This is a genomic window from Pedobacter sp. ISL-64 (assembly GCF_018613605.1).
Classification (GTDB): Bacteria; Bacteroidota; Bacteroidia; order Sphingobacteriales; family Sphingobacteriaceae; genus Pedobacter.
The window spans coordinates 571,972-585,158 of record NZ_JAGGPU010000006.1 but is presented as its reverse complement, the minus strand read 5'-3'; the positions used below and the strand labels follow the sequence as shown (position 1 = coordinate 585,158).

12 protein-coding genes are annotated in these 13,187 nt (G+C 36.7%); 10 read left to right on the top strand and 2 right to left on the bottom strand.

Annotated features, from left to right (window positions below):
- Positions 1 to 264 precede the first annotated feature (264 nt).
- Together J7E57_RS10505 and J7E57_RS10500 are read left to right on the top strand one after the other, a co-directional pair.
- Complete coding sequence (locus J7E57_RS10505) at positions 265 to 726, top strand: VOC family protein (RefSeq protein WP_251029876.1); 462 nt, start codon at positions 265 to 267, stop codon at positions 724 to 726.
- A gap of 66 nt (positions 727 to 792) precedes the next feature.
- Positions 793 to 1,950, top strand: a complete 1,158-nt coding sequence (locus tag J7E57_RS10500; protein WP_215127761.1) for a serine hydrolase domain-containing protein — start codon at positions 793 to 795, stop codon at positions 1,948 to 1,950.
- Positions 1,951 to 1,959: 9 nt separating this feature from the next.
- On the opposite strand, the gene J7E57_RS10495 is transcribed toward J7E57_RS10500, so the two are convergent.
- Complete coding sequence (locus tag J7E57_RS10495) at positions 1,960 to 2,184, bottom strand: DUF3606 domain-containing protein (RefSeq protein WP_215127759.1); 225 nt, start codon at positions 2,182 to 2,184, stop codon at positions 1,960 to 1,962.
- A 298-nt stretch (positions 2,185 to 2,482) separates the two neighbouring features.
- Between J7E57_RS10495 and J7E57_RS10490 the strand changes: the two genes are divergently transcribed.
- From J7E57_RS10490 to J7E57_RS10465, 6 genes are all read left to right on the top strand, one after another.
- Positions 2,483 to 3,691, top strand: a complete 1,209-nt coding sequence (locus J7E57_RS10490; RefSeq protein ID WP_215127757.1) for a glycosyltransferase family 87 protein — start codon at positions 2,483 to 2,485, stop codon at positions 3,689 to 3,691.
- A 108-nt stretch (positions 3,692 to 3,799) separates the two neighbouring features.
- Positions 3,800 to 3,973 carry a DUF3606 domain-containing protein gene (locus J7E57_RS10485; protein WP_215127755.1) on the top strand — a complete coding sequence of 58 codons (174 nt, stop codon included), beginning with the start codon at positions 3,800 to 3,802 and terminating at the stop codon, positions 3,971 to 3,973.
- Between the two features lie 10 nt (positions 3,974 to 3,983).
- A complete protein-coding gene (ligD, locus tag J7E57_RS10480) occupies positions 3,984 to 6,680 on the top strand; it encodes a DNA ligase D (protein ID WP_215127753.1) in 2,697 nt (898 codons plus the stop codon).
- Positions 6,681 to 6,728: 48 nt separating this feature from the next.
- Entirely contained in the window at positions 6,729 to 7,025 is a 297-nt protein-coding gene (locus J7E57_RS10475; protein WP_215127752.1) for a Dabb family protein, read from the top strand.
- A gap of 132 nt (positions 7,026 to 7,157) precedes the next feature.
- On the top strand, positions 7,158 to 7,478 hold the full coding sequence (locus tag J7E57_RS10470; RefSeq protein WP_215127750.1) for a DUF6686 family protein: 321 nt from the start codon (positions 7,158 to 7,160) through the stop codon (positions 7,476 to 7,478).
- Positions 7,479 to 7,581: 103 nt separating this feature from the next.
- Positions 7,582 to 7,779: a hypothetical protein gene (locus J7E57_RS10465; protein ID WP_215127748.1), complete on the top strand. Its 198-nt coding sequence runs from the start codon at positions 7,582 to 7,584 to the stop codon at positions 7,777 to 7,779.
- Between the two features lie 235 nt (positions 7,780 to 8,014).
- On the opposite strand, the gene J7E57_RS10460 is transcribed toward J7E57_RS10465, so the two are convergent.
- The gene (locus J7E57_RS10460; RefSeq protein WP_215127746.1) at positions 8,015 to 10,414 is read right to left on the bottom strand and encodes a TonB-dependent receptor; all 2,400 of its coding nucleotides are present in this window, start codon (positions 10,412 to 10,414) and stop codon (positions 8,015 to 8,017) included.
- 158 nt (positions 10,415 to 10,572) lie between these two features.
- Between J7E57_RS10460 and J7E57_RS10455 the strand changes: the two genes are divergently transcribed.
- Both J7E57_RS10455 and J7E57_RS10450 read left to right on the top strand, forming a co-directional pair.
- Entirely contained in the window at positions 10,573 to 11,739 is a 1,167-nt protein-coding gene (locus J7E57_RS10455; RefSeq protein WP_215127744.1) for a DUF3095 domain-containing protein, read from the top strand.
- A 111-nt stretch (positions 11,740 to 11,850) separates the two neighbouring features.
- Entirely contained in the window at positions 11,851 to 12,996 is a 1,146-nt protein-coding gene (locus J7E57_RS10450) for a PAS domain-containing sensor histidine kinase (RefSeq protein ID WP_215127742.1), read from the top strand.
- Positions 12,997 to 13,187 lie beyond the last annotated feature (191 nt).

Here is a 13,187-nt window from a genome sequence, read left to right as displayed (position 1 = left end):
CGCTTGCCCAGTCTTTCAGCCACGGAAGCACAGAAACACGGAAAATTTTTGCCTGCTAACCCTCATTTGGAAAGGAGTGTAAACTAGAACGCTTTGGGCTTTTCTTCTCGCATCGTCTTCCTGAACTTGTTTCAGGATCTTTCTAACTTCGGTTTAATACAGAAACACATACATCCGTAAAAATCCTTTTTATCTGTGGTTCCCAATGCTAAAGAATGTTTAATTTTTATTAAAATTATTCCTTTATAAGTTTGATATTTAAACATGAAAAAAATCTTCCTGTTTACCACTATTTTATTTTCTATCATTTTTCAAAAAGCCATGGCGCAAAATAAACCCGAAAATGTACCTGCTGTTTTAAATCATATCGCTGTTTATGTAGCTGATCTAAGCATAGCAACAACTTTTTACGAAAGTGTGTTTAACCTTAAAATCATTCCCGAACCTTTTAAAGATAACCGCCATACCTGGTTTACGTTAGGGCCAGCCGGACAGTTGCATTTAATCCAGGGGGCAAAAGGAAATGAGGTTTTTGATAAAAACGGGCATTTGTGTTTCAGTGTTCCGTCAGTTGATGAATTTGTAAAGAAGCTGAATGCTAAAAATATCAGTTTCGAGGATTGGCCAGGAAAGAAAGGCGGAATTACCGTGCGTGTAGATGGTGTAAAACAAATTTATTTCAAAGATCCCGACGGGCATTGGTTAGAGGTAAACGATGCTAAGTAAATTTTTCACTACGCGTAGATTTTGTTTTGCACCATCCCTTATATTTAGGTTTTATCCGCTAAGCTTATGAAACTAAAATTCCTGAAATATCTTTGTATTACCTTTTTAATAATCGGTGTAATTGAGCGATTAAAAGCTCAAAATGCTAACGCTGAAGCAGAATTTAAAACTGTAATGGATAAATATAATGCGGTTGGTGCTGCTGTGGCCGTGGTAAAAGAAGGTAAGATTATTTATACCCACTCTTTTGGACTAAAAGATTTAGAAAATAAAAAGCCTTTAACTGATCAGGATATTTTCAGAATTGCATCTATTTCGAAGTCTTTTTCGGCAACGTCCATTATGCAACTGGTAGAGGCCGGTAAAATTTCCTTAGATGATGATTTTGGCGATCTAGTGGGTTTTAAAATCAGGAATCCGAAATTTCCTGATCAGAGAATTACCTTAAAAATGGCTTTATCACATACTTCAAGTTTAAACGATTCTCAGGGATATCTTAATCTGGATGTAATCAATCCGGATAAAAATCCAAACTGGGCCAAATGTTATAATGAATACGCCCCAGGAAGCAAATTCGATTATTGCAATCTTAATTTTAATCTGATCGGTACCATCATCGAGAAAAAATCGGGTGAGCGTTTCGATAATTATGTAAAAAATCATGTGCTGAAACCCTTAGGGCTTTATGCAGGTTATTGCGTCGACTCTTTAGATAGCACGCGTTTTGTTAATTTATACGAATATCATGCCGATACTAAAACCTATACACCGTCGCCAACAGCATACGCGCCACGAAGAACAGAAATTGCAAATTACATAATGGGTTATAATACGCCTGTTTTTTCGCCAACAGGTGGGATGAAAATTTCGGCTAGTGATTTAGCTAAATATATGATTATGCACATGAATTATGGCACATCAAACGGTGTTAAGATAATCACTAAAAAGAGTGCGAAAAGGATGCAGACTGCCTTGACCGATGATGAAGGGTATGGCTTGGCCATCAGGACTGCAGATCAGCTTATCCCGGGTGTAAAACTGAAAGGACATACTGGTTCAGCTTATGGTTTATTCAGTACCATGTTTTTTAATCCGAAAGACAAATTTGGCTTCGTTATCATTACGAATGGTATAAACGCTACCCATACCGATGGCTTCCCTGATTTCAGTAGGGCAGCTATCAACAGCTTGTACCAGGCATTTATTAAACCAAACCTAAATTAATCTTTAAACCTATGAAGGATTAAGAAAGCGTTTATAAGCATTACCTGATTTAATTTTTTCCATGGTCAAATATTCTTTCACAATAGAAAATTCCATGCTCTGGATGGTTTTAACCACCGATTTTAGTTTTTCACCTGTAACACCTAATCTGGCTGCCCAATAATTGCGATCTTGCTCATCTGCAATCTCAATAAACTCTTTCCGGGCATTCATCGAATTAATTTGATATTCCATCTTTTTACTGGTTTTTGGTTAGTTAATATGTGATATAAACACCGATAATTCTGATTTGGTTTTGGAGTTTTCCCAATAGATAATCAAATATAGCTGCGCAAAGCCTTTTTCGTTAATGATCACGAGGTGAAAGCCTTTAATTGCCTTAAACCGATTACAAAACTGGTCTTAAAAATCGATTTAGGTCTATTCTTTTATGAATGTTATCTTAGCTCAAAAAAGAGTAACATTTTCATTACAAAACATTAGGAATTCTCAGTTAGTATTTTTATTATTGTATTGTAATGTAATTTTTACAATGCCAAATCATTTTCTAACCAACGCTACAGGTTTCTCCCATTGCCCAAAATATTATCAGAACAATCGTTTTGTATTATTTCTTTGGGTATTGATTACACTCATTTTTGTAATCGATTCTTGGGCAACACACAGGTATAATAACTACCTCATTTTTGAGAATACTTTCAGGAATCTTCTTCAACAAAAATCTCTTTATGCGTGGTATCCGGCTTATCACGAAGATGCCAATCATTATGGTCCTATTTTTAGTGTTTTAATTGCTCCGTTTGCCTTAATGCATAATTGGATTGGCTTATTGTTTTGGAATCTGTTTAACTGTTTCCTGCTTTTTAAAGCTATTCAAACTTTACCTTTAAGTGAGGATAAAAAGGTGATTATCGGTTATATTGCCATTCCCTGTTTAATCGAGTCGATGCTTAACCAGCAGTTTAATGCCGGTGCCGGCGCCTTAATGATATTGAGTTATACGCAAATAAATAAAGGTAGAGGGATATGGTCTGCGCTGTGTATTGTGCTGGGTACATTTATTAAGCTTTATGGTATTGTGGGATTGGTATTTTTCTTTTTTGCTAAGAAAAAACCAGTTTTTGTGTTGTGGTTAATCATGTGGTCTATCGTGGTATTCTTATTGCCAATGCTGTTCGCCTCTCCTGATTTTGTTGTGCATAGTTATATCGATTGGAAAAACTCACTGATCGGGAAAAATATGATTAATGTTTCAGGTGGAGGAGATATTTCGATTATGGGTTTCTTTAGGCGACTATTTGATATTCCTAAAGTATCAAATCTTTTTTTTCTTACACTTGGCACCCTATTGTTTATGTTGCCTTTTCTGTACATTACTTATTTTTCGAAAAGTAAATTCCAGCTCATGATCCTATCTTCCGTATTGTTGTTTCCTGTGCTGTTTAGTACTGGAGCAGAAGATTGTACGTTTATCATTTCGATAACTGGTGTTGGCATTTGGTATGTAAACGAAAATAATAAAGTGCTAAAAAATGTATTGTTGCCAATTTTACTTTTCATCACCTGCAATTTTCCTTTGCTGCTTTTCCCAACTTTTGCAAAAGCGCATCATTTATCATTATCCATCATTAGTTTTCCTTATTTTTTGGTATGGTTGAGGGTTATCAATATCGCTATAAACGATAAACCTGTCTATGAAGAAGAAACAGAACCAGAGATGGTTACAGTACTAGTAGATTAACTTTTAAATTTTATTTTTTTTAAGGTTTTAATGTCCGTTTGTAAAAATGGCTATTAAAACCTTTTTTATTATTCGGCTGTTTTATAACTGTCTAATCAAAAAATAGTTATGGATGATAAACAAAAAAACGGTAGTGCTGATCGGGCTAGGATCAACATTAACGAAGGTTATGAACTAGATTATTGGTCTAACAAATTCGGAGTAAGCAAAGATAAGCTGAAAGCCGTAGTACAAACAGTTGGTACCTCTGCCCGCGCAGTTGAAGATTATTTAAAAAAGTAAAATATTTATTATGAGTCTGAAAAAGTATGTTGCCAAGCGCGATTTCTCAAAAACCACCGAACCAAAGTCGGGTAAAAGCAGCGATCGGAACAAATTACATTTTGTAATCCAAAAACATGATGCTTCGCGTTTGCACTACGATTTCAGGCTCGAAATGGAAGGCGTTCTAAAAAGCTGGGCGGTACCGAAAGGGCCTTCAACCGATCCTAAAACCAAACGCTTGGCCATGATGGTAGAAGATCATCCATACGATTACAAAGATTTTGAAGGCATTATTCCACAGGGCGAATATGGTGGCGGAACCGTTATTGTATGGGATGAAGGAACTTATGAGCCGATAGAAACGATTAAAGGCAAAAAAGCGCAGGAAAAACATCTGTTAGGCCAGTTAAAAGATGGTTCTTTAAAAATTAAACTAAACGGAGAAAAGCTTCATGGAGAGTTTGCACTTGTTAAAACGCATGGCATGGGCGAAAACGGTTGGCTGTTAATCAAACACAAAGACGATTATGCTTCTACAAAAGACATTACCAAGGAAGATAAATCTGTACTTTCCGGAAAAACAATCGAAAAGATGGAAAAAACATCCGATAAGGTCTGGAAAGAAGGAAAGGAGCAGGATTTAACCACTGAAAAAAAAAGCTCAAAGCAAAAAGCAAAGAAAGAAACCGCACCAGTGGGTAATGACCTGGCGGCAGATGTAAAAAGCATATTAAAGAAAGTACCCAAAACAGCTATCCCAAAAGGGGTGAAACCTATGTTGGCTACCCTGGTTGACGAACCTTTCGACGATCCTAACTGGCAATATGAGGTGAAATGGGATGGTTACCGTGCCCTGGCTTTTATTAATAAAGGAAAGGTTGATTTGTTTTCCCGAAATAATAAATCCTTTAACGAAAAATTTTACCCCATTTACGATCTGCTTTTAACCTGGAAATTGAATGCGGTATTTGATGGTGAGATTTTGGTGCTAAATAATAAAGGTGTATCCGATTTCGGCTCCCTGCAGAATTGGAGAAGTGAAGCAGATGGAGAACTTGTTTTTTATGTGTTCGATATCCTCTGGTATGAGGGTAAGAACCTGATGGAACTGCCGCTTTACCAGCGACAAGCCATATTGAACGATATACTACCAACAGATGACGACCGCGTGCGCCTTGGTAAGGTTTTTAAAGCCAGTGGTGTCGATTTTTTCGATGCAGCAAGGAGAATGGGCTTAGAAGGCATTATTGCAAAAAAAACAGATAGCACTTATGCAACAGAGCGAAGATCAAAAGAGTGGCTGAAGATTAAGGTGCAGAAACGGCAAGAAGTCGTTATTGCGGGTTTTACCAAAAATGCCGATACTTCTAAATCTTTTAGTTCTTTACTGTTGGGCGTTTATGAAAAAGGAAAATTGCAATATGTAGGTAAGGTTGGAACAGGGTTTTCGGATAAATTGCAGAGAACAATGATGGAGCAGTTTAAGCCAATTATTGTCGATAAAAGCCCTTTCGAAAGTATACCTGATGTAAATAAGCCCTCACGCTTCAGGCCAAACCCGCCAAAAGCAAAAGCAACCTGGTTAAAGCCAGAGCTGGTATGTGAGGTCGCTTTTACAGAAGTAACTGATGATGGTGTTTTTCGTCACCCGTCTTTTCAGGGCATGCGTGATGATAAAAAAGCTAAAGAGGTGGTAAGAGAAATAGAAGTGCCAACAGAGAAAATTGTTGACGACACCAATGAAGAAAACCCACATGCACAGGCAATAAAGGCGCCAAAAGGTAAAATGCCTAAAACTTTGTTGAACCCGAAAGATGAAACACAGGTAAGGAAAATTAAAGGCCACGAGCTTAAATTTACCAATCTGAGTAAAATTTATTGGCCCGAATATAAAGTAACCAAAAGAGATATGTTTAACTACTATTATCAGGTTGCTGATTACATTTTGCCTTACCTGAAAGACCGCCCACAGTCGCTCAACCGCTTTCCGGGCGGAATTCATGGCAGTAGTTTTTACCAGAAAGATGTTAAAGGGAAAGCTCCAGATTGGGCTGAAACTTTTCCCTATGAAAATGGTGAAGGCGAAAAAAAAGAATACCTTGTTGGAACAGATGAAGCTTCATTACTCTGGATGGCGAGTTTAGGCTGTATAGAAATGAATCCGTGGTTTAGCCGGGTACAAAGTCCCGATAATCCTGATTACTGTGTAATTGATTTAGATCCCGATAAACATACTTTTGATCAGGTGGTTGAGGCTGCACTGGAAACAAAAAAAGTATTGGATGCCATAAATGTACCCAGTTATTGTAAAACATCAGGTTCAACCGGCATGCATATTTACATTCCTTTAAATGCCAAATATAGTTATGAGCAAAGCCAGATGTTTGCCAAAATAGTGGTTAACCTGGTGCATAATCAAATACCAGAATATACTTCGCTTGAGCGTATGGTAGCAGCCCGAAAGGGAAAAATGTACCTCGATTTTTTACAGAATAGACCAGGGGCAACCATAGCCGGGCCTTATTCTTTACGACCAAAAATTGGAGCCACGGTATCAATGCCATTGCATTGGGATGAAGTTAAACCGGGTTTAAAAATGAAAGATTTTAATATTTTTAATACCATCGATCGTTTGAAAGTTGAAGGAGATCTGTTTAAAGGGGTATTGGGAAAAGGAATCGATTTAGTTAAGGCTATTGAGAAAGCTAAAAGTGTTTTTGGATAAAGCTCACGATCTTTTCCTGCTTTCATTATATTTGGAAAAAATTAAAAAATGATCGCACACCACGTTTTATTCTGGCTAAAAGCCGATACCACCGATGAGCAGAAAGTTGCTTTCCGCAATGGCTTACAAACATTAGAAAATATTGAAGTTGTTAAAACTTTTCACATTGGTTTACCAGCACCAATTGAGCGTGCTGTGGTAGATACCACTTATACATTTAGCCTCCTGCTGTTATTTGAAGATTTAGCTGCGCATGATGTTTATCAGGTTCACCCAATGCATAAAGCTTTTCTGGATGAATTCAGGGTTTACTTCGAAAAGGTTGTAATCTACGACGCAGAATAAAAGCAATACCTCCGACAAAAATCGGGGGTATTTTTTTAGGGCTTTTTTTTAATAAATCGGCTTTGTTATTTGGAATTATTCTAAATAATATGATATTTGTTAAATCTATCAACCAATTTTAAATGTAAGCCCATGTGTAAAACAACTATTCTTGCTCAAAACGAAAACATCACCATCGCCCAATGCAATAATTGCAAAGTTTTAAATATATGGCGCTCGGGGGTTTTAATGAACTTTTCTTTTGATCAGTTTGATACTTTTTATGCGGCTACCAAAAAACTAGATTTCGACGATTATTTAGAGAATAGACCCGATGGGAGGCAGGTTGTTATTTTATCAACCCCATTTCCTGATATCAGTTTAGTTTTTACAAGAGAAGAATGGTACGAATTTTTCACTAAAATAGATGAAGCGTTGTACATGAAACGGGTTTATGAGATTGTGTATTACTAATTAACACTACAATTTTGTATGTTTGTTTCTTGTTTATAAGTAATTCGCGATACTACAAAACCAAAGCGTTTTTGGTTACGTAAATACTTCAAACTGCAATCTTATGGAAAAAACAGCTACATTAATTAAAAGAGCATCCCTCAACGTAAATCAGTTAGATAGCATTAAAATTGGTGATTTATTATCTGATGAATATGGTAAATCGGGTAAAGTGTATGAAATCGAAAAAGTAAACCGCCATGGTGAATTTCATTATTACTTTAAATTATTTAAATCGGGTACCATCCTAATTATTCTTTAATTCCTTTCATGGTTAAATAAACCGGTAGGTAATATTATTGGTGTAAGGAGATGCCTTGAAACCTCGAGCTTTATTTTGCTCCGGGTTAAGCGGTTTTAGCGTATACTTCGTCATAAATTTCAGAAAGACAATTAAGACGAACACCAGCGTTGGTGATATACGGATCGCCGACTTTATAAACCAAAAAACTCCAGGTCGGTAGACCAGGAGTTTTTTGGTTAACCTATTCATGTGATTAGAATTTGTAAGACAAAGTAGTTACAAATTGGCGTGGAGCAATAGGGTTTACACTATAGTTTTCATGAACGAAATAATTAAGCTCATTGGTAAGGTTAGAAACTTTAGCAAGAAGCGAGAATTTTTTCCAGTTGTATCCTGCAGAAAAATCTACGGTAGTGAATGCGCTTAGCGGAATCAGCCTCAAAGCTGGTGCATTTTTAGCATCGTTCCAGCCTCCATTACGTTTGCCTGTATAAAATGCAGAGGCGCCCAATTTTAAACCTTTTACGGCTCCATCCTGGAAAGTGTAAAATAAAGTGGCGTTCGCCGTATTTTTGGTAGTACCTACTAAACGAACATCCTCAATCATTCCAGTAACATCAGCTGTATTGGTATAGCGCATAAAATTATAGCTATATCCCATTAAAAAGTTAAGCCCTTTAGCAAGATTTCCATTAATATCAAGTTCTAACCCATCACTAGTGGTTTGACCGTTTAATTGTTTAAACACAGTGCTAGTGGTTCCGTCTGGAAGTATAGCTGCCTGCGAAATATTGTCGTTGATGATTTTATAATAAGTTAAATTCGCTGATAACTTACCTCTGAAGAAATCGTTTTTAACCCCCGCTTCATATTGGTTTACGGTTGATGGCCGAAGCGCATTACTGTTAATATCGACACCAGTATTAGGAATAAAGTTATTTGCATAACTTACATACATAGACATGGTTTTAAGGGGTTGATATATTAAGCCCAATTTAGGAGAAAAAGCATCATCAAACTTTGTTGCACCCGGCGCTGTTATGCCACTTTCTATGGTTAAGGCTCTTGAACTGGCGTTTTTCTGATCTGTATAACGTAAGCCAGCCAATACTTTAAATTGGCCAGTTACTTCGATTAAATCCTGAACGAAAGCACCATACCTATAAATTGGGGCAAGTGTTCTTGTTATCGCAAATGCTTCAGGCATTAATCCAGAACCGTAATAAGTAGATTCATCGAAAACGTTAACATTTCCGTAATTTAAAGTAGTAATGTAGCCCTTAGCATCCTTTCCATAAGCGAATGCATTGCTGGTTACCCTAGATTGATCTGCATCTACCCCAAACAAAACGGTATGTTTAATGCTTCCTGTACTAAAACTTCCGTTGATGTTTATTTGTTGGTTGTAAGTATATTCTTTACTTAGTGCTCTCGAAAGATTTCTTGCAGCAATACCTGATGTATTAGCTTGGATACGGTCTGATCCATAATAGTTACGATTATAAGCCTGGAAAGATCCTATTGCATTTAATTTCCAGTTCTCGTTAAATTTATGCGTTAAATTGGCTTGAGCGGTAGTGGTATTCGTTTTATTGTAAGCCCAAGGTGTATTGATGAATTTATCGCGACCAAAATCTACAATTTGATTATTCACCGATCCTACACCAAAATCTGGAGTGAAATCACTTTTCAAATAATCTCCTTGAACCAAAACCTCAGTTTGTTGACTTATTTTATATAATAATGATGGGTTAATGTAAAAACGTTTTGATTTTACATAATCTCTAAAACTTCCGGCATTTTCGTAAGTACTAATTGCTCTAAATGCAAGTTTTTTTGAAATGGGACCATAAAGATCAACCATTGGTTTGTATTGATCATAACTACCAGTTCTCATGCTTACCTCACCACCATTTTCAAATTTAGGTTTTTTCGTAACCATATTCACAACAGCTCCTCCGGTTACACCACCATAAAGTAAAGCAGCACTTCCTTTTAAAACCTCTACCGATTCTAATGTACTCGCCTCAGGACTGCCACCAATAGTTGTTCTTGCGCCATTTTTGAAAATGTTATTACTGCCCAGGCTATAACCCCTTGCAAAGAAATTTTCACCAACAGCGCCACGATTAGCACCTAAGGCTACACCATTAATGTTTTTCATTACATCACCCAAGCTATTTACCTGTTGGTCAGCGATTATTTGTCTTCCAATAACCTGCACAGCCTGTGGAAGATCCATAGGGGCAATAGCAATTTTACCTAAGTTAGCTGACTTTCTGTTTGGCGTTTTGTAACCGTTAATGGCTACTTCATCCAATTGAGATGAAGATTCTGCAATGGTGAAATCAGCATTTACAGTTTGACCAGCCGCTACAGTAATTGATTTTTCCTGAGCAGAAACACCAATAGCTGATGTTTTGATCGTATAGATGCCGGGTGTTACATTTTTAATCGTGAAATTACCTTTCTCATCAGTTTGTGTAGTTTTACCAGTATTTTTTAAACCAACACTTACATAACTGGCAGGATTGCCATCGCTCGTTTTAATCGAACCCGAAACAGATCCGTTTTTGCTTTGTGCTATGGTATTACCTGCCAAAAACAGAAAAAAAGCTATAAAATTTAAAAGAAAAGTAAATTTTTTATTCATCTTTATTTAGATTAATTCTTAGTTGGCGCAAAGGAAGCATTTTTGAAGCGGAATTACAAAATTATTTTTATTTGTTCTAAATAAGATTAGTTTTTGGTTTGTTTTTTGAAATACATAGCTTTTTTGAATGCGTATATTAGGATATACTAAATCCAATCATGCAAAATAGCGAAGACCATTTCTATTCCAATTTGCCCATTCATAAAATACCATTATATCAATTGTTGATTCAAAATCAATTATTTGAAAAAGTGGTTGCTAGCTGGTGTGTAATCATCACTGATATTAAGCGTTCAACCGCTGCTGTAAATTCGGGCCTGCATGAAAATGTTAACCTTATTGCTACCGGAAGTATTGTTGCCGTACTCAATATTGCATTTAAAGCAAACATTTCGGTTCCATTTTTCTTCGGTGGCGATGGGGCTTCTTTTATTGTTCCGCCCAGCATTGTAGATGACGTGATGAAATCGCTGTTGAAATACAAAGATAACACCTTACGGAATTTTAACCTCGATTTAAGGACTGGGATTGTGCCTGTTGAAGAAATTTACAAACAAGGCCATACGCTTAACATTTGCAGATTTAGCAGTGCTGAAACATTTTCTATCCCCATTGTTTTGGGCGATGGTCTGGCTTATGCCGAACAAATTATCAAGGGAGAGAATTACCTGTTAACGGGCCATGATACTGCTAGTAATGAAATCGATTTAAGTGGTATGCAATGCCGCTGGGATAAGATAGAACCACCCGAAAGTAATGATGAGGTGGTTACATTAATCGTTATAGCTCCAGAAATAACGCAGCAGGCAGCCGTATTTAGCAAAGTGATCCATCATCTTGATCAAATTTACGGAACACCCGAAAAGCGTCAGCCGATTTCAGTTTCTAAGTTGATTTTCAAAACAAGCTTCAACAGTCTGGGGAAAGAAATGAAACACCGAATTGGAAAAATTAAACTTTTTGAACTGATCAAATCATGGCTCATCAATATTTATGGCTATATCTATTTCCGAACGGAGCGTGGTAGAAAATACCTGAAACAGCTTGTAGAAATGTCGGATACGCTGGTGATAGATGGTAGAATAAATACGGTAATTACCGGAACTGCACAGCAGCGATTAATATTGGAGAAAGCGCTTGATCAGCTCGAAAAAAATAATGAAATTTTATACGGCCTCTATGTTAGCGACGAATCGATCATGTCTTGTTATGTTAGGGATCTGGAGGATGATCACATTCATTTTGTTGATGGAGCAGATGGGGGATATACTCAGGCCGCGGGAATACTTAAACAAAAAATAAGCGATAAATTAAATGCCAGATGATAAAAGGTTAATAATAACCAAACATTTATAAAGGCCAACTTGTATCATACTTAGTATGATTTGATTTTACCATACATATCAGCATCGTCGGGTTTTAATTTTTAATTATAAATGGAAAATTATTCAAGGGTTTTAAATAATAATCAACTTTTAGAGGTTCTTTCCTTATCAAAAGATGCAACAGCCATATACACATCCGAGCATATAGTAATCGAAATGGCCAATGATGCCATGATTGCTTTTTGGGGAAAAGACCGCTCTATTATTGGTAAACCTTTAGAAGATGCTGTGCCAGAGTTAAAGGGCCAGCCTTTTATCAATATGCTGAAAAATGTATTGCTAACAGGCATTACAGATAAAGGAGATGCTATTCCGGCCGAAACCCTAAGGGATGGCAGGTTACAAACAGCTTATTATGCTTACGAATACCGCGCCATTAAGGATGAAGCTGGGATGCCTTATTGTATTCTTCATACCGCAAGCGATGTGACTGATATGGTTAATGCGAAAAAAGCCATTAAAGAGACTGAACTGCAGCGTGAAGCACTAGATCAGGAACAGATTCTAATCAGTATAAAGGAAGAGCGGCAAAAGAATGATTTCATCAGTATGGTAAGCCATGAGCTAAAAACACCTTTAACCTCTATTAGTGCTTATGTTCAATTGATGCAGAGTAGAAGTTCAACAGATCTTTTTGTCGTAAATACTTTAGATAAAGTTCAAAAACAGATCCGGAAAATGAGCTCTATGATCACTTCTTTTTTAAATGTATCACGTTTAGAATCAGGAGAAATTCACTTGAGCCTATCTCATTTTGATCTTGATAAACTGATTTGTGATCTTGTAGAAGATCTAAGGTTAATCCATCCCACTAATCAGATTAATTTTGCAGAGGGGGAACCTAAATTAATATACGCAGACAAAGATAAAATTGGCTCTGTAATTTCAAATTTGATTAGCAACGCTGTAAAATATTCAGATCAGGGCAGTACTGTTTATGTTCAATCCGAAGCCCTGGCAAATGAAGTACATGTTTCTGTAACAGATAACGGCATTGGTATCGAGGCTCATGATCTGGAGAAACTTTTTGATCGGTTTTATCGCGTAGAAAACCAGCAAACTAAAACCATTTCAGGTTTTGGGATTGGTTTATACCTAAGTGCAGAGATTATAAACTTACATCAGGGTAAAATTTGGGCAGAAAGTAATTATGGCGCCGGTTCTACATTTCACTTTTCGCTCCCTGTAAAGCGCTAATTCAAATCAAAACCCTAATCTTACATGACTAAACCGAAGTTAAAGTTTCGGATTAGTTAAGAAAAAGTAAAAGGCTGTATTACAGGTTAAAATAAGTCTTCATTTCGACTGGAGCAAAGTCCAGAAGTTAATTCGGGAGAGAAATCTTTGGATTATCTTTATTGGATTGTTCAAAGATTTCTTCTCCGAAG